Below are 24486 nucleotides of genomic sequence, written 5' to 3' on the forward strand. Positions count from 1 at the left end.
CTGCTTAGAAAGCCGCATCGCGGGCCGTTGGGTCTACCCGTACAGAATCGACGCCGAAATAGCGGGCCATATCGCGGTTATAAGGCGAATTGTATACGGGTAGAATATCGTAGCCTCGAATCAGTACGTAGTGGGGCGTGACATGACGGATGGGAGGAAACTGCACGTTGGTATGAGGCGAGTGTCGGGCTATGCGGCGGAGGGCGTCATAGCGCTGCTCGCTTTGCTGGCTCCAGTCAGGAGCTTCTACTAGCAACTCCCGCCATGCCCGCCATACAGGCGCAGCCACCAGTACACTTAGCAGCAGCAGACTAATTGCTCGTACTGATTGCATAGGGGCTACCCTGGTAGTGGGCGGCACTGCGGGCAAGGCCGCCCAGCAGGCGGCCAGCCATCCCAGCAACAGCCACCATAGCAGCACGTTGGCGCAACGAGCCACAATGTATTGCGTGGAAACTTCTATCTGCATCAGAAACCCGCCCAGAAAAACGCCCAGCAACAAGACCGGACCGCTAATGGACAACGGTAATTGGAAGCCAGGTGGGCGGACGGCCACCAACCGGGTAGCCCAAGGTTGTAGCAGCAATGGCACTACCAGTAGTAGCAACGTGCTAGGCTGCCAGAGCAGCAATTGCAACGCCTTTAGCAGCCACGCCGGATTCCAAAACGTAAGAAACTTAGCCGGCAAGTCTGCATGCACATCATTTACTGTTCGGTTGAGACGACTCATGTAGCTTGGCGCCCAGGCATCCACAAGCACAGCAGCAGCCAGCAGTAGCAGCAGACTCAGCCATACCCCTGCGTTTCGGAACTCGCGCCGTTGCAAACTGATGCCACTTGCCACTACGTACAACCAACCCAGCAGAATCGCTACCAACTCGCTGGAACCGCCCACAAAAATAGTTCCGGCAGCGGCAGCTAGTAGCCATAGCGCACGGCGCCCCGGAGTAGAAGCCTGATGAGCACGTACTACCACCACCGGAATCAGCAACAGCAACAGGCTGGCTATATGGTGCGTGGCCTGTGACGCAAACCAGTAGAGCGCCGATTGAATATCAGGAATAGCCGCCACAAACACCAAAAACAGCCCCACTGTGAGCACGCTAATAGCCAGTGGGCTGAATACGCGGCCCGTGAGGCTACGGATGCTACCCCACAATGCGACCAGCGTCAGTAGTATAATGGTCAGGTTGGCCGCCCATATTCCGCTCTGCCAGCCATAAGACAGCGGGTTGAACACCGTTAATAGAAAAGACGCTACGTATCGGCCGTTTAAGTTCTGGTACAAAAAGGCTTGTGCGCCCCAAGCCCCGTATTCACGGAATATAATAGCCGCACTGTAGTCATCTAAGTAGGGCTGATTATAAAAGCACAAGAGCAGAAAGGGTAGCAGAGCCAGCAGCAGCAGAACCAGCACCAGCTTGTGCACACGAGACGATAACCACATATACTGTCACTAAACGCAGGGTGTATACAGTGCGTCGCTTTCGCTCAACGCACTTCCTCTGCTTGAGACAAAGATAGATGGACACTCCCTACCTCTTCTTACCCACCAAATATTCCTGGCTGGCCTCGCTAAGCAGGCGCAGAATATCGGCCCGCTGTTGGAGTAGGCTTTCGCCCTCGGCTGGCTGTTGCCTGAATAGTTTTGACGCCCGCAGTCGGTGCCGGCGGGCTTCTAGGTTGTTCCAATAGCTCAGGGCGTAGAAGCCCGTGATGGGTAGGCTGAGGAAGTACAACGCCGTCCAACGCCAGTCTTTGGTATAGTGGTGCACCAGCGCCGTTTGGGCCGCGTAGCTGGCGCTAAACGTGATAATGCCCACCGACAACAGCAGCGGCGCCACAAACTCCACATCCTTTGTGGCGCGCTTGGCCACCACAGAGGGTAGGATATAAGGCACGTAGTTATTCAGCACGCCATACAAATATACCGGTAGGCCCAGCACCAGCTTGGCCGTCGTCTTCACGGCCCGCGTGAGGCGCGACGACCGGGGCTCTTGCGGCTCTAAGGCTTCGTCGGTGAGGCGCAGGCGGTGTAGGTCACCAAGGTAGGCGGTCAGCTTTTCGCGCACTTCGTTCAGCCTATTCGGGTCGTGGTGCTCGAAATACGTTACGGCTTGTAGCAGCGTGCGGCTCAGCTGGAAGTTGTCGTAAAGCGTGTTGGGGTCGTCGTCAGGATTGAGGTGGTCGCCAAAGGTGCGCTCGATGTTGAGCACCAGCTCATCTTCCGACGCGTCGCGGGTGATGACCAGGTGCTTTTCCAAGCGCTGCCGGATTTCCTCAGTCAGCGCGTCGGCGGCGGCTTCGGGGTCCTGGCGGTAGGCGGCGGCGTAGTCGGCCACCCGAATCAGGCGGGCCGGGTTCACCAGCACGTCGGAGCGGAAGTGGGTAGGGTCGAAGTAGTTGATGCCAATGGGTAGAATGTGCAGGCCCAACTGAAAGTCGCGCCGGGCCTCGGCACCCAGCGCAATGCGGGCGGCACCGGTTTTAAGCGGACGCAGGCGCCGCTCGCTCACGCTGGTGCCTTCCGGGAAAATCATCAGCGTGCCGCCCCGGTCAAAGTGGTCGTAGCTGCGGCTGAAAGCGGCCTCGTTGCGGGCCGTTATTTCCTCCGGCGTCAGCTTTTCGGCGCCGCTCTCTGTATCCTGCCGCCGATATACCGGAATACAGTTGCCCGATTCCATTACGGCCCGCAGAATCGGATTTTTGAAAAACGTGCTTTTCGCCAGGAAGAACACCGGCTCCCGACGGTTGGCAGCCACCACCAGCGGGTCCATCAGGGTGTTGGGGTGGTTGCTGGCGATTAGCAGCGGTCCTTTGGTTTGCAACCGGTTGTGCCGCCGGATTTCAAGCTTGCGGAAAAATACGCGCAGCGCCACCTGCACCACGGGCTTCATGACGGTGTAAAAGAGCATGGGCCTAAATACGGGGGATTTTCGCGTACGGGCAAGTTTCTTTTATACTGATGTCATTCTGCTTTCTCCTGTCATCCTGAACGCAGTGAAGGACCTTTTCACGTGAGAACGACGAGCGTACCAACGACTCGTTCTCACGTGAAAAGGTCCTTCACTGCGTTCAGGATGACAGCCAAAATTAAATAGCCCCTACCCTACTCCGCCTTCTTGCTCATCACCTTGTTCTGGCGGTTGATGGACTCCAGGTGAATGGCATCGAGGTATTTCAGGATGAAATCTTCGGTGAGGCCCAGCTTGGCACCTTTCTGCACGCCGCGGTCCAGGATATCGTTCCAGCGGGCCGTTTGCAGGATGGTGATGTTGTTGTCGCGCTTGTACTCGCCAATGCGCTCGGCAATCTGCATGCGCTGACCCAGCAGCTGCAACACCTCGTCGTCGATGTGGTTGATTTGCTCACGCAGCTTGGCCAGAGCGCTCAGGAACTCCTGCTTATCGGTGGTTTCGCGGCGCCAGTGCAGACCTGCCAACAGCTCGCCCAGGCGTTCGGGCGTCACTTGTTGCTTGGCATCACTCCAAGCATTGTCCGGGTCGATGTGCGACTCGATAATTAGGCCGTCGTAGTCCAGATCGAGGGACTTTTGGGCCACTTCGGCCAGCATGTGGCGGTTGCCGCAGATGTGGCTCGGGTCGCAGATCATGTGCATGTGCGGCATCCGGCGCTTCATCTCAATGGCCAAGTGCCACATGGGCGCGTTGCGGTACTGCGTGTTACCGTACGACGCGAAGCCCCGGTGAATCAGGCCAATCTGCTTCACGCCGGCTTTTGCGATGCGCTCCACGGCCCCCGTCCACAGTTCCAGGTCGGGGTTGATGGGGTTTTTGATGAACACGGGCACGTCTACGCCGCGCAGGGCGTCGGCCACTTCCTGCACCGAAAACGGGTTTACAGTGGTGCGAGCGCCAATCCACAGGGCGTCCACGTCAAACGTCAGAGCGTCTTCTACGTGGCGGGCCGTGGCTACCTCAATGGTAGTAGGTAGGCCGGTCAGCTCGCGGGCCTTCTTCAGCCAAGGCAGACCTTTGGTGCCAATTCCTTCGAACAAACCGGGCTTGGTGCGGGGCTTCCAGATGCCGGCGCGCAGCATGTCTACCTGGCCGGTGGCGGCTAGTTGCGTGCAAGTAGCAATCAGTTGCTCCTCCGTTTCAGCCGAGCACGGCCCGGAGATAATCAGTGGTTTCTTGGCGGCTACGGCCGCGCCCAGCGTCTGGGTTTCGAGAGAGGTGTTCATAGGTATGGTAGGAGAAATTGTGTTATCCTGAGCGGAGCGAAGGACCTTATTACGGCTGAACGATCATGCGTCAGATAGTTACTATCAACCGTATTGTTCTGTCGTGATAAGGTCCTTCACTTCACTCAGAATGACAGAAAAATGTTATTTCAGAATGCGTTTGATGTGGTTGGCTTGGTGAATGAGGTCGGTGAAGGCCGGGTAGTCTTCCCGCGCCAGCACGTCGCGCATGTGTTGAAGCTGGCGCAGGTGTTCGTCGAGCACGTCGAGCACGTTTTCACGATTTTGGCGGAAGATGGGCACCCACATGGCCGAGGAGCTTTTGGCCAGACGCACCGTGGAGGAAAAACCCGTACTGGCCAGCTCAAAGATACGCTGCTCGTCGCGTTCTTTCTCTAACACGGTGAGCGCCAAGGCAAACGACGTGATGTGCGAAATGTGCGACACGTAGGCCACGTGCATATCGTGCTCGGCGCCGCCCAGGTACACGCGCCGCATGCCTAGGGCGTCGGCTACCTGCTCCACCCGCGCCACGGCGTCGGCGGCGCTGTCTTCGGCGTCGCAGAGCACCAGGGTTTTGTCGCGAAACAGCTCCGGCACCGCCGCCTCCGGCCCCGAAAACTCGGTGCCCGCCATGGGGTGTACCGCCACGAAACGGCTACGTTTGGGGTGCGTGCGCACCACATCAAGCAGCGCTTTCTTGGTAGAGCCCACGTCGATAACCACTTGATCTTCTGCCAGATCGAGCACCGCAGGCAGCACGGAAAGCAGCGCGTCCATAGGCACGGCCAGGATAATCAGGTCGGCGCGGCGCACGGCCGCGGGCAGGTCGGTGCTGCCCTCATCGATGAGGTGACGGGCGGCGGCTTCGCGCAGGTGGGTAGGGTTGTGGTCTACCCCAATGACGTGCGTGGCTACGCCGTGCTGCTTCATGCTCAGCACCAGCGACCCACCAATTAGCCCTACCCCTACTACCGTGACTATCATAATTGATTTTTGGTTGTTTTCACCCCACCCCCCGGCCCCCTCCCCTCCGGGAGAGGGGAAGCCAAGAGGCAATGGGTAGTGTGTAATTAACAATGAGCAATTGCTTGCCATCAACCGCTCATTGTTTACTGACGCTGTGGCTCCCCCTCTCCCGGAGGGGAGGGGGGTGGGGTCAGCGCAGAGCTGCCTCTACCCGCCGAATCGCCTCATCCAGCACCTCTACCTTCTGGCACAGGCTAATGCGGATGTAGCCGTTGCCGTTGCTGCCGAAGATGCCGCCGGGAGTGATGAACACGTTGGCGTCGTAGAGCACCCGGTCGCTCACGGCAAAGCCATCGGGGTAGGCGGCGGGCACGGCAGCCCACACAAATAGGCCTACCTGGTCGCGGCTATAAGTGCAGCCCAGCAGGTCGAGCAAGGCAAACACCCGTTCGCGCCGGGCGCGGTAGTGGGTGTTCAGTTCGGCAAACCATTCTTCGCCCAAGCCCAGCGCTACCACGGCGGCCTGCTGCACCGGCCGGAACATGCCCGAATCCATGTTGCTTTTGAAGCGCAGCACGTCCTGTAGCAAATCGGCACGGCCGGCCAGCATGCCTACCCGCCAGCCCGCCATGTTGTGCGATTTGCTCAGGGAGTTCAGCTCCAGCACGCACCCGCGGGCGCCGGGCACAGATAGCAAGCTGGTTGGATTGTCATTAAGAATGAAGCTGTACGGGTTGTCGTGCACCAGCAAAATGTTGTGGGCCAGCGCAAAATCAACCAGTGCTTGCAGCTCGGCGGCGCTGGCGCGGGTGCCGGTAGGCATGTGCGGGTAGTTCACCCACATCAGCTTCACGCGACTAAGGTCGGTGGCGGCCAGGGCCGCCAGGTTGGGCAGCCAGCCGGTGTCGGCGGTCAGATCGTACTCGCGCAGGGTAGCGCCGGTTAGCTCGGCGGCAGCGCGGTAGGTAGGGTAGCCGGGGTTGGGCAGCAGCACCTCGTCGCCGGCTTCCAGAAACGCCATACTGATGTGCATGATGCCTTCCTTCGAGCCCAGTAGGGGTAACACTTCGCTGTTCGGGTCCAGCGTCACGCCGTAGGCGCGGGCGTACCATGCGCTCATGGCCTCGCGTAGTGCTGGCAGGCCTTTGTACGACTGGTAACCGTGGGCATTAGGTAGGGCCGCATCGGCAGTTAGGGCATCTACCACACTGGGTGGCGGCGGCATGTCGGGGCTGCCGATGCCCAGGTTGATGATCTGCTTGCCGGCTTTGTTGAGGGCATCAATCTCCTGCAACTTGCGGGAGAAGTAGTACTCCTGCGTATGAGCCAGGCGCGAGGCGGTGGTAATCTGTATCTGCTGATCGTTCATGACAAAGGATTATTGAAGCACGTTTCCCTGGCTCACCACGTGGGCTGGCACGGCTTCCAGCACGTCGCGGCGGTAGGCCCCCAGCACCTCCAGGTGCTCCGTTACGGGACGTAGCTCGTGCAGCAGGGCCAGCAGTTGCGCCAGCGTATCAAACTCCACATCTACATGGAAACCGTATTGCCACGTGCGCCCCGCGCGGGGGTAGGACTGCAATTTGGATAGGTTGATGCCCAGCCGGGCAATGGGCATCAGCACCTGCACCAGGCTGCCTTGAGCGTGACTGGTATGGAAATACAACGACGCTTTGTTGACGTCGGGCGCCACCTCTTCGAGCACCGGAGCACCGTGCTCTAATACCAGAAAGCGGGTGTAATTAGCTGGCTCGGCGTGGATATCAGCGGCCACGATTTCCAGATCAAACAGCTCGGCGGCCAGGCTTCCCGCCACGGCAGCAATGCCCGGCCGCTGGTGCTCCCGAATGCGCTGGGCGCTTAGGGCCGTATCCTCGGTTTCTACCAGGCGCCAGTGGCCGTGACTACCCAGGTAGTCGGCGCACTGGAGCAGGGCCATGGGGTGCGAGTGTACCTCGTGCAGGTCGTCGAGGCGCTGGCCGGGTAGGGCCATCAGGTGCTGCCGGATGTGTAGGTATACTTCACCAATCACGTGCACTGGGTGGCGTTGCAACAAGGAGTAGTTGGGTAAAATACTGCCTGCCAAGGAGTTTTCAATTGCCATCAGCCCGAAGTGGGTAGTGCCGCCGGCCACGTGGCGCACTACCTGCCCAAAGGTAGCGCAGGGAGCAATGGCGTGGTCGAGGCCAAAATACCGCCGGGCTGCTACCTGGTGGAAACTTCCTTCAAATCCCTGAATGGCAATAGTTGGGTGCATACGACGAGGAGAAATGGTGTAAAAAAAGGGCCTCCTTGGCAGGGCCCTTCGTTATGCTTTCGCTGGTTAGCAAGTGCAAACGCGGGCCCGCTTCTTCGGGTAGAAGAAGTAAAAAAAGTAATAGGCAAAAGCGGGCACGTTAATGGGCATGGGTTACAAACAAAAAAAGCCTTCCAGAGTGGGAGGCTTTTGCGTGATTCAGGAGTAGTGTTCCTACAAAGCGGCCTCGCTGCTACGATTGCTCGTAGTAGGTAAAGTAAAAGCTAAAAAAAGCCGAGGCCGAAGTAAGAAGCATGTGGGCGTTGCGTTGACTGATTTGGGTGAAGGCAACGGCCAAAGCTGCGCAATCATTTTTTAAAAACCAAACATCCGTTGGCCGGGCCGTTACGTTGGTGTGCTTGCACCTACTGCCAAAACCGTCGTATTTTGCCGACAAACCGCTTGTTTGCACTTTCTTACTCCGCAGGAAACATCATGATTTTTTTGGGCTCTTCACGCATCACCGCTGCCTTTTTACTAGCTGGCGGCTTCTTCCTGGCGGCTACGGCGCAGGGCCAAACCAACATTGCCATCCTCCAAAAAGCCGATGCGCTGGTAGGCGAACGGAAGTACGCCTCGGCCTTCCAGGTGCTACAGAAGTACGACCCGCGCAACGAGCGCCCGGCCGTGGTACTGCAAAAAGAGGATATTGCCTTGCGCTACAACGTGGGGCACTCGCAGTACCGGCGGTTTGCCTTCAAAGATGTGCAGCTGACGGACAACCTGGAAAACTTCCGCAGTCCGGATAGCACGTATACCATGACCACGTTTCCGCTGGGCCGGGCGCTGCGGGTTTTAAAGACCCGCTACCCCAATGACTACAAGCTGGACCGCGGTCTGGGCGACTACTATTTTGCCGTGCAGCAGTGCAACTGCGCCGAAACCAGCAAGGAGGAAGACGACCTGTTTCCGCTGATTATTAAGTACTACGACGTAGCCCACGAGCACGGCTATGGCGACTACAGTTCCTACTACGCGCAAGGCTACTCCTATCAGCGCCTGGGCATGTTTCAGGAAAGCGTGGCGCCGTTTCTGCGCTCCATTGAACTGCGCAAAAACTACCCCGAAGCCCACCTCAACCTGGCCTTTGTGTATCTGGAGTTGAAGCAGTTTGAGAAAGCCAAAGAGCAGGCTCAACTGGCCGTGGAGCTCTTTCCCGATGAGCAGCACAAGTCCGACGCCAACTTCCTGCTTCAAACCATTGAGCAGCGCCTTCAGGGCAAAGAGACTGCTACTCCTGCTAAGCCCGCCGCTACTCCCCAGAAGACGAAGAAGGCCGTAAGAAAGCGGGTTATCTGATTTTTCTGTCATCCTGAGCATATGGCGCATTAAGTCAGTGCCGAAGGGCCCTTTTACGAGAGAGCGACTATCGTATCAACGACTCGTTCTCCTGTAAGAGGGCCCTTTGCTGTGTTCAGGCAACAAAGCCAGCATTGCACTTTGGCACGGTTTTTTTGAATAGTACCGCAACAGCCCGTCGCTAGTGTGCACCATGCGGCCCGGCTTTTGGTTCTACTCCCGTTCCCTACAATCATGCAAACGAAGCGTCTTTTCGGCCGCCTGGCCGCGGCTTGCCTTTTCCTAACGGTTTCTTTTTCTGCTGCTCAGGCGCAAGTGCGCCGGCCTACTACCTACTCTACCCAGGGTAGGCGGCCAGTGTACACGGCTCCGCAAGCTGCCTCTAACAACGGCGTCCAACTCGGCATTCGAGCCGGGGTGAACGTGGCCGACTGGCACGGCGACGCCGTGCAAAGCGTGATGTCGCTGGCAGACTACACCAAAGGCGCCGTGACCCGCGAAACCCGCACGGGTTTTCACGCTGGCCTGTATGCCACCCTACCCTTGGGTGAGCGGTTCGCCATCGAGCCTGGCGTGTTATACTCTGAGAAGGGCACCCAACTGCGCGGCACGGCCTCGGTGCCCGGCTTTGAGGTGTTGAGCGCCAACGTGACGGCTACCGCCCGCACTGCTTATGTGGATGTGCCGGTGCTGGCCAAAGCCTACCTCACACGGGGCCTCTACCTCTACGCTGGTCCGCAAGCGTCGTTCCTGGTCAGCAGTAAGGTGCGCGTAGCCGCCGGGGCATTGGGCTTCACGGCCTTCCGGCAAGATTTTGACACCAAAAACCAGTTTCGGTCGGTTGATTTTGCCGCCGTGGGTGGCTTGGGCTACCAGTTCGACAGCGGGTTTGGCCTGAGCGCCGGCTACGATTACGGCCTCTCATCGCTGGACAAAAACAACAGTTTCCAGGCGCAGAACCGAGTCATCAAAGCGTCTTTGAACTACTCTTTTTAGTAGCGTGTAGCGGCTTCCAGCTGACACATGTGTAGCGTATTATCTGTAAGCCAGTTGGTTTTCTTTCCCGAAGAAGGCCAACTGGCTTTCGCGTAGCAGCACCCTTGCCTTCTGGTAATTTCCACACCTTTCGGGGTAAGTATTTCGTATAAAGGTATTTACTTCACGCTTTATTCCACCCCGCCCCCGCCCATGAAACGCATATCTTTTGCCTTGCTAATGCTACTAGGTAGTACAGCAATGGCCCAACACCAGGACGCTTACACGAGCACACCCGCACTACACGTAGACCCAGCTACGCAGCAAGTGCTATACAAAGGCACGGTACCGGTAGCCAATACGCCCCAAGAGCATTTGTACTCGCGGGCGCAGGATTGGCTACTACAAGCCAACCGCTCCTATAACCTGACAACACGCACCAATAGCGCAGAAGCGGGTTTCATCAGAACCCACGTAATGCTCCGCGACGGCCAAGAAATGTATTCGTTCCAGCTTTCCCTGCAAACTCAAAACGATGGGTACCGCTACAAGTTAGAGGACGTAGTGTATAGTCAGCCGCACTTTGCCCGGGCCGGTAAGCACAGCGCCGGACCACTTCATATTCCGGCCGAAACCCTGCTGCGAGGACAGCCTACGGCCAGTCAGCGCAAGCAACTCGCCAAGATTGACTCGAAACTGCAAGCCTTTTTGCAAGAGCTGAACACGACTATGCAGCGTAAGCCCGAAGGCTTAGCCGTACGTTAGTGTTTGCTGTTTTTACGCGCTAGATAGTGCTGTATTAGCCCCTTACACACCAAAAGGGCATCCAAAACAAGTAGCTCCCGCAGGTAGCAGCGCCACCAATGGTGCTGTTGCCACGCGGGAGCTACTTGTTTTCAGGTGTATCCAAGCGGCCTACCCGGTTGGGTATGGTGAGCCGCAACTAGAGGTTATTACGACACCAGCTCCTTACGGTAGAGCTTCTCGTATTCTTCGTCTACATGGTAGGTCGATTCCTCGTGTTGGCTCAGGTCGAGGCCCAGTTCTTCTTCCTCCTGCTTCACCCGCAGCCCTACCAGCGCATCCGTCACTTTCAACAGCACCCACGACAGGATGGCGACGTAGGCAATAACGATAACTAGGCCCAGCACGTGGTAGCCGAATACGGTAGCGGTGCCATTCACTAAGCCTACATTGGCAGCAAACACGCCCGTGAGCAGCATCCCGACAATACCGCCCAGGCCATGGCACGGGAATACATCCAGGGTATCGTCGATGGTAGTGCGGCTGTTTTTCCAGTGCACGGCCGCAAAGCTGACCACCGAGGCCACGATACCGATGAGAATGCTCTGCCCGTAATCGACATAGCCAGCGGCGGGCGTGATGCCCACCAAGCCTACCACTGCACCAATGCAAGCGCCCATGGCCGTGGGCTTGCCGCCGCGCGCTACCTCTACCAGCAGCCACGCCACCAGCGCCGCCGCCGAGGCCAGGTTAGTATTCACAAACGACAGCGAGGCCAACTCATTGGAACCCAACGCCGAACCGGCATTGAAGCCAAACCACCCAAACCATAGCAAGCCAGTACCCAAGAGCACATACGGCACATTAGGCGTCACGAACGACGTTTGCCGGTGCGCCCGGCGCGGCCCCAGCACCATAGCGGCTACCAGCGCAGCCACGCCCGCCGAGATGTGCACAACCGTACCGCCCGCAAAGTCAAGCACGCCCCACTTGCGCAGGAAGCCCTCGGGGTGCCAGGTCCAGTGGGCCAGCGGGCAGTAGATGAACAGGCAGAACAGTACCATGAACACCAGGTAGCTCTTGAAGCGCACGCGCTCGGCAAACGAGCCAGTAATGAGGGCCGGCGTGATGATAGCAAACTTCAGCTGAAAGGCGAAGAACAGAATGAAGGGGATGGTAGGCGACAAGGTAGGGTTGGGCGCCGTGCCCACATCGCGCAGCAACAGAAACGTCATGGGGTTGCCGATGAGACCATTCCAGGAGTCGCCGTAGGCCAGCGAGAAGCCCACAAAATACCACACAATAGAGATAACGCCCAGCGCCACAAAGCTTTGCAGCATGGTAGAAATCAGGTTCTTAGGGCGCACCATGCCGCCGTAGAAAAACGACAAACCCGGCGTCATGAGCAGTACAAAGGCCGAGGCGGTCAGCATCCAGGCAATGTCGCCGGTATTGAGGGCGCTGTTAGCTTCGGCCGACGGATGCGGCACGCGCACGAAGGCCGCTATCAGGCCCAGCACGACCAGCAAAATCAGCCCCAACGGGCTTCGACCAGATTTGGAAGGTAGAGAAGTTTCCATGCGAAAGATGTTAGGTAAGTGGAGGGTGTTTTATCAGGTCAATGAGGTAGCTGCTTTCCAGGTAGCTGCGCTAGAAGGCATATACTGCCGCTATCAGCCCGCTCACGGTGGCGTTTTTGCTGTTTCCGGCTTTGTTCACGAAGAGGTTGTCATCGGCACTACTCCTATCCAGGCGGATTTCCGGGATGATGGTCAGATTATCGATTCTAATGTTGGAAGACAGCGTCGTTTCGATGACATTCTTGCTGAGTCCTAGCAGGTAGTTCTTGTCGCCGGTGTACTCTGCGCGGAGCGTAAACCCGAGCCAGGGCTGGGGGTCGAGGTTGGCGTAGAGGGCCGAGCCCCACCACGTGTGGTATTCATCACTGCCCTCGCCCACGATTCTGCGTTGCTGCATAGTGCCGTTGTAGGAAAACGACAACTTGCTATTAATCAAATAGCTAAGCACCAGATCTTCTTGGTGCAACCGTAAGCTATTCAGTGCACGGCCGCCCTGGTAGTTGAGGTAGACCTTCAACTTATCGTCTCTGCTGCTGGTGGCCAGCTGCGCAATGGCCATTTTCGGCATGCTGCTGGCGCTCTTGAAATCAGTAGGATTGGCGATGCCCACCATGAGGGTTGTTTTGTCGCCTACGCTTACCTCCGCTTTCAGTCCCGTATGGAAAAATGGCCCGTACGAGAACATGTAGCTCATGCTGTAATTACGGTTCAGGTACGGATCTACCGACTCGTACCCAATATGCGTGGCCCAACTGCCCGCCGTAAGTTTGATTTTCTCTGTGGGCGCATACGTCACATACAACTGCTTGATAGCAAACCGGGTACGGTCATCGTTGTAGGAAAATTCCTCGGCTCGCCGTCCAAAACCGACATCGGCCACCAGCCCTACCTTGCCTATCGTGTGCGCCGCCTTCAGCGAAATCATACCCAGCTCAAATGAGTTATGACTGTTGGTAAAGCTTGTGAGGTTATTGTATGGGCCTTCCTGCGGATTACTGAAGTTGTAGCGGTAGTAGCCATCGGCTGAACCAGAGAACACAAACGGCTTTTTCTGCACGGAATCGCCAGGTTCGCTTGCCAGGGCTGCCGCCAGGAGGGCAGTAGTCAACATCAACATAGAGGAGGGATATAGGTGAAAGCAGTGAGCGTACGCGTATTGAAAAAAGCGTGGGCTATGCCATGCTCTTCGGGCAAGCGGAGGCCGGCTACTGCTTTTGCAAGGCAGCACTCAGCAGGGTACTATGCTTCTTGAAAATGCGCCTGCCTAATTGGGCAGAAGCACTTAATAGTATTGTAAGTGGGATAGGTAATGCAAGGCTGTTGAGTGTTGCATTGCAACTAGCAAGCTCAACAGGGGTAGGGTGTAATTATATAGCCAATATATACATGCACTTTTAAATTATTGCAAATACACCCCTATTTTTTAAGTACTTATTTTAAAAATTTAGCTTTTATACAATGATACCCTTTACAAAATGGGGTCATTTCTTGAAAATAGCACTTTCGATTTATGCGGTTTTAGGTAACTACTATGCTCCATATTCCTACTACATGCTGTATGCAAAAGGTCCCTGCCGGTAGCCCCCACCTCATTTGAATAGGTGGAAGGGCTCCCAACAGGGACCTGGTGCAGAAAGTGTATACAAGGTAGGCGCGCCACAGAGTATGGTAGCGCCTACCTTATTAGGGCTATTAAGCGTACGTCAACTCACCGGCACCCACTTGCAGGCGGATGCCCGCTTCGGCCGTAATGCGGCCCGCTACCTGGGCCTGGTAGCCGTCGGCGCGGAGGCTTTCGGCTACGGCTTCGGCCTGGGCTTCGTCGGTTACGAGGAGCATACCGTTGCCCATGTTCCAGTAGAGGTAAGCGTCGGCGGGGGTGATGCCGGCCAGTTCCGTGAGCTTTTGCATGGCGGGTAGCGGCTCAAACAGGTTCGTCAGCTCGGCGCCTACCCCATTTTTCAGCACCCGCTTGAAGTTATCGGCAATGCCGCCGCCGGTGATGTGTGCCGCGGCATATAGTGGCAAGCCTTTGTCGAGCACCTTGGCTACACCGGGCGAGTAGATGAGCGACGGCGCCAGCAGCACCTCACCCCAGGTGTGCCCGGCCGTGCCGTGCGGGGTAGCATCGGTACCGTCGTAGGGGGCGGAGTGCCAGTTGTCGCCAAACAGGTTTTGCAACGTGCGACGGGCTAGCGAAAAGCCGTTGGACCGGAAGCTAGGAGACTGAATGGCCACCACCGCCTGCCCGGCTTGCACACCCGCACCACTGAGCGGGCGCTCCAGGCTGGGGTGCAGGCTACCAATAGCCGTGGAGCACCAGTTGAAATTCATGCGCGCCCCGGCCCAACCGCCGATACGGTTGCCCAGCTCGGCAATTTCGCCGCCCGTGATGGCCACGCCGGCAAAGTTGCAGGCGTCGTGCAAGCCGCGCATCATCTCGTCAATCACGTCGTAGTCAAGCGTGTTCACGTCGATGATATTGCTGAGGTTGGTGGGTACGAAACCGCCTACAATGAGGTCGTCGGCCGTCATGGCCACCAAGTCGTAGCCCAGCGTATCGAACTTGCCTACCCGCTCGGCTACCTCAATCTTGGTACCGATGCCATCGGAGGAAATGCCCAGCCGTGCGTTGCCGAAACGAATTTCGTTGGCGAAGCCGCCGTCCAGGTCCTGGGCCGCCTCGCCGGGCTTGCCTGTGCGGTTGGCGAAGGTTTTCTTGGACCACGCGTAGGCGTTGCGGGAGCATTCGTTGCCGAGGTCGATGTCGTAGCCGGCAGGTTTTTGGGAAGATGACATAGGGTAGGCTATTTATTTCTTGTCATCCTGAGCGGAGCGAAGGACCTTATGCCCGCAGAACGATTTTCATAACAACGACTCGTTCTTGCGTGATAAGGTCCTTCGCTCCGCTCAGGATGACACAGGTTTTTTGGTGAATTAATGCTCCGTGGGCTCGGGAGCTTTGGCACTGACAGAGGTAGCGGCCAGCGCCTTATCCTTCTTGCTGCGGTGGCTTTGGCGCTCTTCCTGAATATGACGCAGGTAGCGCGTCACGTCGCCAGTGGGGTAGTTGCCGGTGAAGCAGGCAAAGCAGCTGCCGCCGTGGCCTTTTTCTACGGAGAACAGCTCCTTCAAATCTTCTACCGACTGGTAAATCACGCGGTCGGCTTCAATGTAGTCGCATATTTCCTGCTCCGTGTGGTTGGCCGCAATCAGCTCCGTGCTCATGGCCATATCGATGCCGTAGATGCAGGGCGATATAATAGGCGGCGCCGACGAAATGAAGTACACTTCCTTGGCACCCGCCTCGCGCAGAATGCGCACGATGCGCCGCGAAGTAGTGCCGCGCACAATACTGTCGTCGACTACGGCCACCTTCTTGCCCTCTACAAAGGCGCGGATTGGGTTCAGCTTTTTCTTCACCACGTCTTCCCTACCCGCCTGGCTGCTCACAATAAAGGAACGGCCCATGTGGTTGTTTTTCACCAACCCACGGCGGTAGGGCACACCAATGGCTTCGGCCAGTCCCGATGCCGCAAAGTAGCCCGACGAAGGCACATCAATCACCATATCGGGCTGCAAACCAGCCTCTTTCACCCGGCGCGCCAGCAGCTTGCCCAGGCGCACCCGCTCCCGCGCCACCAAGCGGCCGTGAATCACGGAGTCTTCGCGGGCGAAATAGATGTGCTCGAATACGCAGAAGTTCTTGGGCTGCTGGTAGGGGTTCTTGTAGTGAACCTTGAAATTCTGGTCGATGAACACCGCTTGGCCCGGCCCCACGTTCTTGATGAACTCAAAGCCCAGGTAATCAAAACACGTTGATTCTGAGGAGAAGGCGTATACCGGGCCGTTGGGTGTTTCGCGGCGGCCAAATACTAAAGGCCGGATGCCGCGGGGGTCGTTGAAGGCCAGCAGTCCGTACCCGGCAATGACGGTGATGGTAGCGTAGGCACCTTCCACCAGCTCTTGCGTCGTCTCCACAGCATCAAAGATGTCGACCACGGAGAGGTGGTCGAGGTCCTTGGTGCGCAGCTCCGAGGCAAAGGTGTACATAATCAGCTCCAGGTCGTTGCTGGTTTTGGGCAGCACGTGGTACTTCTCATGTAGGCGCTTGGCCACGTCGCGAAAGTTGATAACGTTGCCGTTGTGCACCATCGACAGCCCGAAGGGGTAGCTGGTAGTGAACGGCTGCGCCAGCTCCGAGTCGTTGGATCCCTGCGTGGTGTAGCGCGCGTGCCCGATGCCGATGTTGCCTTTCAGCTTTTTCAGGAATTTCGGCCGGAACACGTCGGCAATCAATCCGTTGCCTTTGTGCAGGTGAAAGTTGCCGTCGAAGGTGGCAATGCCGGCGGCGTCCTGCCCGCGGTGCTGCAACGCGGTGAGGCCGAACACGATATCGTGCGCAACGTCATCGGGACCGTAAAAACCTACTATTCCGCACATAGTCGAAGTGTCAATGTTGAGTTGCCGATTGCTCGGCAATGGAGGGGGTAGGCAACTCTTGGCGAATGAGTTGCGCTAAGGTATTGGCGTACAATTGGTGTTCCACGGCCAGGCCACGGCGCTCTACTTCAGCCAGCGTATCGGCGCCACGCAGGTCCACGGGGCCCTGCGCTAAAATCGGACCCGTATCAAGACCCTCATCAACCAAATGCACCGTTATTTTAGTTTCGGACAAGTGGTTTTCGAAGGCCCACTCATAGGCATGCAGGCCTTGGTGCTGGTGCGTATCGGCGGGATGAATGTTGACAATGCATCCCGCAAACGCCCGCACAAATACCGGCGACAGAATGCGCATGTAGCCGGCCAGCACCACGTAATCGGGTTGGTAGCTTTGCAGCAAGTTCACCACGGCAGCGTCGTATTCGGCGCGTTTCCTACCCTCCGGGGCTAGGCTGGCGGTAGGGCAGCCCAGTGCGGCAGCCGTAGTCAGGCCCGGCGCATCGGGCTTATTGCTGAACACCACGGCCACTTCGGCCACGCCTTGCAATACGCCACGCTGCACCGCCTCGACCAGGGCCACCATATTGGAGCCCCTTCCCGAAAGCAAAATCGCCAGACGTGGCAAGTTCGTTGTCATTAGTATACGCGGGTAAGGATGGGGCTGGGCCGCTGCCCGATGTCGGAGCGATAGTACGCATCCTGGAAGCTGATTTTCTTGATTTCGGCGTAGGCTTGCTGCACGGCATCGTTCAGCTCATCGCCATGCGTTACTACCACTAGCACCCGACCGCCGCCGGTCACTAGTTGTCCGGCTTCGGCACCGGCCTTCACGCCACCAAGGAACACCAGCGTTTCGGGCGCCAGCTGGTCGAGGCCGGTGATGGGGAAGCCGGTTGGGAACTTGGGCGCCGGGTAGCCGCCTGAAGCTAGCACCACCCCGGCATAATGGCCAGGGCGCTGCCACACGTCATGGCGCGCCAGGTCGCCGTCGAGGGCCGCCGTGATGAGGTCGAGCAGGCTGCTCTGCATAGCAGGCAGCAGCACCTCAGCCTCAGGGTCGCCCAGGCGGGTGTTGTATTCCAGTAGCTTCGGCCCGTTGGGCGTGAGCATGATACCGAAGTAGATGAAGCCTTTGAAGTCAAACTGCGACGCATTCAACCCGCGCATGGTAGGCTCAATGATGTCGCGGCGCACTTCGGCCATCACGTTGTCGTCGGCGAAAGGCACGGGGCAGTAGGCACCCATACCGCCGGTGTTGGGCCCCTGGTCGCCAGCACGCAACTGCTTGTGGTCCTGGGAAGTAGCCAACAGCCGAATACGGTTGCCATCGGTGGCGCCCATCACACTGATTTCCGGACCCACTAGTTTTTCTTCGAGCAAGAAGCTAAACCAATCGGTGTGCAGATCGACCAGCTCATCAAGGGCCGTCTTCACTTCGTCCTGCGACGAGCACACGTACACGCCCTTGCCGGCGGCCAGGCCGTCGTACTTCACTACTACCCTACCCTCCAACTCGGCCGCTTTGGCTAGGGCCTCGGTTACTTGGTCGGAGCGGAACGTCCAGGCCTGGCCAGTAGCCACGCCGTGGCGCTGCATAAAGTTCTTCGACCACACCTTCGACGACTCCAGCGCCGCCGCCTGTCGGGTAGGGCCGAACACGCGGATATCGGTCTGGGCAAAGAAATCCGTTACGCCAGCCGCCAAAGTCGCTTCGGAGCCCGGCACGATCAGCTGCACGTCGTGCTCCTGGCAAAACTGCTGTACGGCCGGAAAATCCAGCGCGTCGATAGACGGCACCGAGCCGGGAATGCCGGGGTTGCCGGGCAGCACGTGCACGGTGGCGCCGTCCTGGGCGAGTTTCCAAGCGAGGGCGTGCTCACGGGCACCAGAACCGAGGATGACTACATTCATGAAGTAACTGAGTTTTGCACAGTATCGAGGTTTCGCACGGAGTTAAAAGGGGAGTTTAAAAGGAATCCACTTGGTGAAGCCCCCTTTCGACTCCATGTAACTCTGTGCGAAATTTTTCTATTATCAATTGAATTACAGCGCTTTCATTACGCCGGCGCGCACCAGGTTGCCTACCAAGCGAGCCGATACACCGCCCTCGGTGGTTTGCTCATTGGCAGTGGGTAGGGGCTTGCCGGTGATGCGCTCGTAGATGTCGAGGTAGCGACGGGTGGCTTCCTGCGACACCTCAGGCGTGAGGGCGCGGGGATACTGGCCGTCTACCTTGTTGGCAATCAGCCACTGGCGCACGTACTCCTTATCCATCTGCTCCGCTGACTCCGGGTTCTTAGCGTAGTCTTCGGCCGACCAAAAGCGTGACGAATCCGGCGTGTGGATTTCATCAATCAGAATCAGCTTGCCGTCCAGCAGACCGAATTCATACTTGGTGTCAACCAGGATGATACCCTTTTCCTTCAACAGATCGGAGCCTACCTTGAACAAGGCCAGGGACTTCTCCTTCATCTGGTCATACAGCTCCTGGCTCACCCAACCTTCGCCCACGAGGTTCTCGGGCGTGATTTCGCGGTCCGATTCTTCCTTGGTAGTCGGCGTTACGAGGAACTCCGGAAACGCTTGGTGTTTGCTCAGGCCATCGGGCACCGTTACGCCCGAAAAAGTACGTTGGCCCTGCTGATAGCCACGCCACATAGAGCCGGTGAGGTAGGCGCGCACTACCATCTCCACCCGAATCGGCTCCGCTTCCTTCACCAGCATGGCGTTGGCGTCTACCAACTCAATCACGTGGTTGGGAATGATGCTGCGCGTCTTATCGAACCAGAAGTTAGCCAAGCCATTCAGCACCGCACCTTTGTGGGCTATCGGCGTTTCCAGCACCGAGTCGAACGCCGACAGACGGTCCGTTACAATGATGAGTCGGTTGCCGTTGGGGGCGCGGAGCGAATCGCGGACTTTACCGCGGTGCAGCAGTTCGAGTTGGGGCGTTTCGAAGTGGTTGAGCGTGTTCATATCGGGCAGGAAGCTGACGCGAATCGTCGGCAGATTGCAGTGACAATTAGGATGCAGAAGTCGCTTCAGGTTGAGCTACGTGCTGCTGCACATGCTCTACAATGTTGCGGAAGATGCGGAGGCCGTCGCCCTCCTCGCTTACCCCAGGGTTTTGGCGCTTGCGGCGCGTCCATTCCGGGTGGTTGTAGAGCGATAGGAAGGCCTCGGGGTGCGGCATCAGGCCAAATACTTGCCCGGTTGTATCGGTTAGGCCAGCGCAGTTGAGGTCGGCCCCATTGGGGTTATGCGGGTAGGCCGACACCTCGCAACCCGTGCTGTCGCAATAGGTTAGCACGTTGAGGCCGCGCTGCACAATCTGCTCAAGCGTGGCTTCGTCGGGAATAATCAGGCGGCCTTCCCCGTGGCGCACGGGCACTTCCAAGGTATCAATGCCTTTCAGGAAGGGCGTGCTGGCGTTGGGGTTAACTTTCAGGCGTACCCAGCGGTCTTCGTAGCGGCCGGAGGCATTGTGCGTCAAGGTCACTTCGGGCGTCACGTTTCCGGCGAGGTCGGGCAGCAAGCCCAACTTTACAAGCACCTGAAACCCGTTGCAGATGCCCAGCACAAACTTGCCATCAGCAATAAACTGCCGGATATCATCTAGCAGCGTGCGACCCTCGGCGTTTTTGCGGTAGCGCAGCTTGTTGGCCAGCACCACGCCCGAGCCCAAATCGTCGCCGAAGCTGAAGCCGCCGGGGAAGTTCAGAATATCGAAATCGTGGATGCTCACCTCACCATGTAGCACCTGGTTGAGGTGCACAATGGTAGGCTCGGCGCCCGCCAGGCGGTAGGCCGCCGCGAATTCTTCTTCGCAGTTGATACCAAAACCTGTTAGAATGAGAGCCTTTACGTTTGAGCTGTTAGCCATTAGCTGTTGGCTGTTAGCTTGTTCCTGTGTGCTTTTCAAAGGTTCAGTGGTTTCGTGGCCGGCGTCTACGCTTTTGTACCCGGGCACCAGAAAGTTGCCGTCCGCTGTTTGGGGCGGCGGGGTGTCGTCGCGCTGCTGGTGGGGCGGTGCGTTCAGGTCGGGCATGAGTGGTTTGTCTTCCATATGCTTATCCCAGTCCGCTGGTTGAGCCTTCGTTGGCATTGCGTACGGCATCCAGGTCCAGCCCGATTATCTTGTTCACCGGCCCGTTCGACCACGTTTCGCGCAAGTCGTTCACATCGGCGTCAATCACTACCTGTCCTGCGTGGCGCACCGTGAGACGGCTATTGCTGGTTACGGTACCGAGACGGGTAGCGCGGCCTTTCAGCAACGCTTCAAAAGCTACCACATCCTCGGGTGCTACTGTAGCCACAAAGCGTGAGTGCGACTCCGAGAATAGTTGAGCCATCAGGCTCAACTCGCCGGTCAGCTCTACCTCAACCCCAAAACCGTAGCCGAAGGTGGCCTCGGCCAGTGCTACGGCTAGCCCGCCGTCGCTCAGGTCGTGGCAGGATTGGATGAGGTTCTGGTCGTTGGCCTCCCCTATCGTTACATAGAGTTCCTTGGCCTTGTTGAAGCGCACTTGGGGCACGTTGGCGCCCAGCTCACCATGCAGCGCGTAGAACTCCGAGCCACCCAGTTCGTCGTAGGTTTCGCCCAGTAAGTACACCACGTCGTCTTCCTGCTTGAAGTCTGAGGTGACGGCCCGGCGCACGTCTTCCATTTTGGCAGTCATGGAATACAGCACCGTGGGCGGCACCGAAATCTTCACGCCGTCCGCCTTGAAGTCGTTTTTCATCGAGTCCTTGCCGCTCGTAAGCGGGATGCAGTAGGCAGCCGTGGCGTCGCGCAGGGCTTCGCACATCTGCACCAGCTTGGCCAGCTTGTGCTTACCGTCGGGGTTGCCTACCTCATCGTACACCGAATCGGGCACGCAGAAGTTGTCATTTACGGACCAAAACGTGCCGTCGCCGGGCGTGAGGTTGGGCAGCTTGCCACCCACGGCAATAATTTGCCGCACAGCCTCATCAAACGAGCCCGCCGACATCTGGTAGGCATCCAGGTCGCCGTAGCGGGGTAGGATGCCATTGCTCACGGCCACGCCTTCCCAGCTCTCAAAGTTGAAGCGCACTACGGCGGCATCCTGCGGGGCCTGGCCGGTAGCACCCATCAGGGGCTTCACAATGGTGCGGCCTTTTACCTCGTGGTCGTACTGCCGAATCACGGATTCGCGCGAGCAGATGTTAAGCGAGCCCAGCAGGCGGCGGAGCGTGTCGGTGTAATCCGTTTCAACGGGTAGAGCGGGCTCCTGTGCGTTGGGTTGCGCCAACTCGGCTTCCAGCACTTTGCGCGGTACACCTTCGTGCAGGAAATGCATGTCGAGTTTGGCGACGGCCTCACCCGCAAAGCATACGTCGAGGTAGCCGTCGGCGGTGAAGTAGCCGATGTCCGTCAGCTCTACTTCCATTTCCCTACCCAGCGCCAGCAGCTCGTCGAGCTTAGCCGGTTCTACGGCCAGCGAAAACCGCTCCTGCGACTCTGAAACAAAGATTTCCCAGGGCCGCAAACCCGAATATTTCAGCGGCACCTTTTCCAACTCCACCACGGCACCACCGCTGATGGTAGCCAGCTCGCCGATGCTGGACGAGAGGCCGCCCGCGCCGTTGTCGGTGCTGCACTTGATGAGGCCGCGCCGGGTAGCGAGTATTAGGAAGTCCATCGCCAGCTTCTGGGTGATGGGTGAGCCGATTTGCACGGCCGTAGCGGGCGAGGTTTCATCTAGCTCGATGCTGGAGAAGGTAGCACCGTGGATGCCGTCCTTGCCTACCCTACCCCCAGCCATGATGATGCGGTCTTGCGGGTCAATCTTCTTTTCCCAAGAATCCTCACCAGCCAGTTGCATGGGCATCACGGCACCGGTGCCGCAGTACACCAGCGGCTTACCGGCGTAACGGTCATCAAACACAATGCTGCCATTCACCGTAGGCACACCCGACTTGTTACCGCCGTCCTCAATGCCTTTGCGCACGCCTTCAAAAATGCGGCGTGGGTGCAGCTGGTTGGAAAGCAGAGTGCCGTTGAACTCTGGATTACCAAAGCACAACACGTTGGTATTGAACAGCAAGCGCGCACCACCAATGCCGGTCGCCAGCGGGTCGCGGTTGTTGCCCAGGATGCCGGTAATAGCTCCGCCGTAGGGGTCGATGGCCGAGGGCGAATTATGCGTTTCTACCTTCCATACAAACAACGACTCCGGGTTGATGCGCACGGCACCGGCGTTGTCCGAAAACACCTTAATCAGCCAGTCGTTGCCGTTGGCGCGCAGTTGGCGGTCTACCTCGGCGGTGGCGTTGCGGATGTAGGTTTTGAACAGCGAATCGACCTGCTTGGTCTCGCCCGTAGCCGCATCCTTGTAGTTAATAACGGCTGAAAATTCCTTGTGCTTGCAGTGCTCCGACCACGTTTGGGCAATGATTTCCAACTCGCAGTCGGTGGGGTCGGCGGGTAGGCCGGCGTCTTCGCGCTCGGCCGCGATGGTGGCGTAGTGGTCGCGCACGGCGCGCATTTCCTCCAGGTTCAGGGCGTAGAGGTTGTCTTTCGACAGCTTCACCAGTTCCTCGTCGGTGAGGCCCACCAGCGGCACCAGCTCCGTAATGGCTTCGGCCCCGCCACCGGGGCGCGGCGTGTAGTCGCGCAGCTCGGAGAGGGGGCCGGTTTCGAAGCGGTTGATCATCTTGTTGCCCAGCAGTTCTTCGGCTAGGCGGCGCAGATCCTGCGCGGGCAGCTCGTGCTCCAGGAAGTAGAGCCGTTTACTGAAGATATGCTGGGTATGGGTGTCGAGCGGCTGGTTGAGGAAGTCACCTAGGGCATTTTGCGCCGAGATGCCTTCGTCGTCGGTTACGCCGGGCAGCTTGGCTACCAGAATATAACTCTTATAGATGGAGTCGGTGGGGCGAAACTCGTCCAGGGCCACATCGTGCAGCACCGGGTCTTGCAGGCAGCGCGTGGCAAAGCTGTGCAGCTGCTCGTCGGTGAGGGGGTAGCGCACAGTGTAGAGGGCAGTGCTTTGCACGCGCCCGGTGCGCAGGCCCAGATGGCGCTGGGCTGCTTCGGCTACACGCTGACCTTCGCCGTCGTGACGGGTAGGCTTAAGCCGCAGCTGAATGGTTCGTTGGATAGATTCCAAAAGGAAGGAAATAAGGTTTGCTATTTTCCGCTGCCGCCGGCTCCCCTACCCTATAATAATATAGAGTAGGATGCACCCAACTGCCACCGGAAATGCCTTGCCCTACGTCCAGCGCAGGGTAGGTTTAAGAAAACGCTTTGTCCGGCCGACTGCCGGGCTTCACTACCGGAATACCTGCCCGACACAGCGGGCAATCATCGGGTGCGTAGGTGGCTGCCGTAACCGGCAGCAATGCAAAGTTCGGAAAAGAAAGCTCAGCTTTCCCACTAGTGCGGTCAATTAAACTGGCCACGGCCAAAATTTTTGCTCCCATTTCGGTCAGCAGGCGCGCTACTTCGTTGGTGCTCTTGCCCGTAGTCACCACGTCTTCGGCAATAATAATCCGCTCGCCAGGCTCTATGGTGAAGCCTCGGCGCAGCGTCATCTGCCCATCGGCGTCGCGCTCCGTAAAAATGCCAGGCACGCCCAGCTGCCGGGCCAGCTCGTAGCCAATCACCACGCCGCCCATGGCAGGGCCTACCACGGTATCGGGCTGCAAACCGGCGGCCCGAATCTGGGCGGCCAATTCAGCAGCGGCGGGAGCGGCCAGATCGGGGCGGCGCAGGAAGCGCGCGCACTGCACGTAAGTATCAGAATGCAACCCGGAAGACAGGCGGAAGTGTCCGCGCAATAAGGCGTCTTCCTGCACTAGCTGCTGTTCCAAGGTTTCGGAGGGTAGGGAGGTGGTCAAGGGAGATACTTATATAAGGTGTTTCCGTCTATCGTCCCAGGGTTGAAACCCTGGGCTACGGAGCGAATTTGGTTGTAACCCTACAACATACGGACGCCGCAACACTACTTAGTCCA

At 58.1% G+C, this 24486-nt stretch carries 19 protein-coding genes; 3 read left to right on the forward strand and 16 right to left on the reverse strand.

Annotation, left to right across the window (positions count from 1 at the left end; translation table 11 throughout):
• Positions 1-4: 4 nt before the first annotated feature.
• From J4D97_RS05605 to J4D97_RS05630, 6 genes are all read right to left on the reverse strand, one after another.
• Positions 5-1447 (reverse strand): hypothetical protein, encoded by a 1443-nt coding sequence (locus tag J4D97_RS05605; protein ID WP_208306726.1) that lies wholly within the window; start codon positions 1445-1447, stop codon positions 5-7.
• An 88-nt stretch (positions 1448-1535) separates the two neighbouring features.
• Entirely contained in the window at positions 1536-2915 is a 1380-nt protein-coding gene (locus tag J4D97_RS05610; protein ID WP_208306727.1) for a lysophospholipid acyltransferase family protein, read from the reverse strand.
• Between the two features lie 194 nt (positions 2916-3109).
• Positions 3110-4204 carry a chorismate mutase gene (locus J4D97_RS05615; protein WP_185281663.1) on the reverse strand — a complete coding sequence of 365 codons (1095 nt, stop codon included), beginning with the start codon at positions 4202-4204 and terminating at the stop codon, positions 3110-3112.
• Between the two features lie 144 nt (positions 4205-4348).
• Positions 4349-5191 (reverse strand): prephenate dehydrogenase, encoded by an 843-nt coding sequence (locus tag J4D97_RS05620; RefSeq protein ID WP_208306728.1) that lies wholly within the window; start codon positions 5189-5191, stop codon positions 4349-4351.
• A gap of 172 nt (positions 5192-5363) precedes the next feature.
• Positions 5364-6542, reverse strand: coding sequence for a pyridoxal phosphate-dependent aminotransferase (locus J4D97_RS05625; protein ID WP_208306729.1), 1179 nt, complete (start codon positions 6540-6542; stop codon positions 5364-5366).
• A gap of 9 nt (positions 6543-6551) precedes the next feature.
• The gene (locus J4D97_RS05630; RefSeq protein ID WP_185281666.1) at positions 6552-7430 is read right to left on the reverse strand and encodes a prephenate dehydratase; all 879 of its coding nucleotides are present in this window, start codon (positions 7428-7430) and stop codon (positions 6552-6554) included.
• Between the two features lie 474 nt (positions 7431-7904).
• Between J4D97_RS05630 and J4D97_RS05635 the strand changes: the two genes are divergently transcribed.
• From J4D97_RS05635 to J4D97_RS05645, 3 genes are all read left to right on the forward strand, one after another.
• Complete coding sequence (locus tag J4D97_RS05635; protein ID WP_208306730.1) at positions 7905-8768, forward strand: tetratricopeptide repeat protein; 864 nt, start codon at positions 7905-7907, stop codon at positions 8766-8768.
• A gap of 234 nt (positions 8769-9002) precedes the next feature.
• On the forward strand, positions 9003-9764 hold the full coding sequence (locus J4D97_RS05640) for a porin family protein (RefSeq protein WP_208306731.1): 762 nt from the start codon (positions 9003-9005) through the stop codon (positions 9762-9764).
• A gap of 192 nt (positions 9765-9956) precedes the next feature.
• Positions 9957-10508: a hypothetical protein gene (locus tag J4D97_RS05645; protein ID WP_208306732.1), complete on the forward strand. Its 552-nt coding sequence runs from the start codon at positions 9957-9959 to the stop codon at positions 10506-10508.
• Between the two features lie 188 nt (positions 10509-10696).
• Here the strand turns inward: J4D97_RS05645 and J4D97_RS05650 are convergent, their stop codons facing one another.
• The 10 genes from J4D97_RS05650 to pyrE all read right to left on the reverse strand — a co-directional run bounded on the left by J4D97_RS05650 (position 10697) and on the right by pyrE (position 24370).
• Entirely contained in the window at positions 10697-12067 is a 1371-nt protein-coding gene (locus tag J4D97_RS05650) for an ammonium transporter (RefSeq protein WP_185281670.1), read from the reverse strand.
• Between the two features lie 70 nt (positions 12068-12137).
• Positions 12138-13184: an outer membrane beta-barrel protein gene (locus J4D97_RS05655; RefSeq protein WP_208306733.1), complete on the reverse strand. Its 1047-nt coding sequence runs from the start codon at positions 13182-13184 to the stop codon at positions 12138-12140.
• Positions 13185-13759: 575 nt separating this feature from the next.
• Positions 13760-14866: an AIR synthase-related protein gene (locus J4D97_RS05660; protein ID WP_208306734.1), complete on the reverse strand. Its 1107-nt coding sequence runs from the start codon at positions 14864-14866 to the stop codon at positions 13760-13762.
• Positions 14867-15004: 138 nt separating this feature from the next.
• Positions 15005-16510 carry an amidophosphoribosyltransferase gene (gene purF, locus J4D97_RS05665; protein WP_208306735.1) on the reverse strand — a complete coding sequence of 502 codons (1506 nt, stop codon included), beginning with the start codon at positions 16508-16510 and terminating at the stop codon, positions 15005-15007.
• Positions 16511-16520: 10 nt separating this feature from the next.
• Entirely contained in the window at positions 16521-17147 is a 627-nt protein-coding gene (gene purN, locus J4D97_RS05670) for a phosphoribosylglycinamide formyltransferase (protein WP_208306736.1), read from the reverse strand.
• Positions 17147-18421 carry a phosphoribosylamine--glycine ligase gene (purD, locus tag J4D97_RS05675; RefSeq protein ID WP_208306737.1) on the reverse strand — a complete coding sequence of 425 codons (1275 nt, stop codon included), beginning with the start codon at positions 18419-18421 and terminating at the stop codon, positions 17147-17149. Before purD ends, purN begins: the two co-directional genes overlap by 1 nt.
• A 132-nt stretch (positions 18422-18553) precedes the next feature.
• The gene (gene purC / locus J4D97_RS05680; protein WP_208306738.1) at positions 18554-19486 is read right to left on the reverse strand and encodes a phosphoribosylaminoimidazolesuccinocarboxamide synthase; all 933 of its coding nucleotides are present in this window, start codon (positions 19484-19486) and stop codon (positions 18554-18556) included.
• Between the two features lie 46 nt (positions 19487-19532).
• Positions 19533-20576 carry a phosphoribosylformylglycinamidine synthase subunit PurQ gene (locus J4D97_RS05685; RefSeq protein ID WP_208306739.1) on the reverse strand — a complete coding sequence of 348 codons (1044 nt, stop codon included), beginning with the start codon at positions 20574-20576 and terminating at the stop codon, positions 19533-19535.
• A gap of 4 nt (positions 20577-20580) precedes the next feature.
• Entirely contained in the window at positions 20581-23640 is a 3060-nt protein-coding gene (locus tag J4D97_RS05690; RefSeq protein ID WP_208306740.1) for a phosphoribosylformylglycinamidine synthase subunit PurL, read from the reverse strand.
• Between the two features lie 124 nt (positions 23641-23764).
• Positions 23765-24370, reverse strand: coding sequence for an orotate phosphoribosyltransferase (pyrE, locus tag J4D97_RS05695; protein ID WP_208306741.1), 606 nt, complete (start codon positions 24368-24370; stop codon positions 23765-23767).
• Positions 24371-24486 lie beyond the last annotated feature (116 nt).

The organism is Hymenobacter defluvii (genome assembly GCF_017589435.1).
Taxonomy (GTDB): Bacteria; Bacteroidota; Bacteroidia; order Cytophagales; family Hymenobacteraceae; genus Hymenobacter; species Hymenobacter profundi.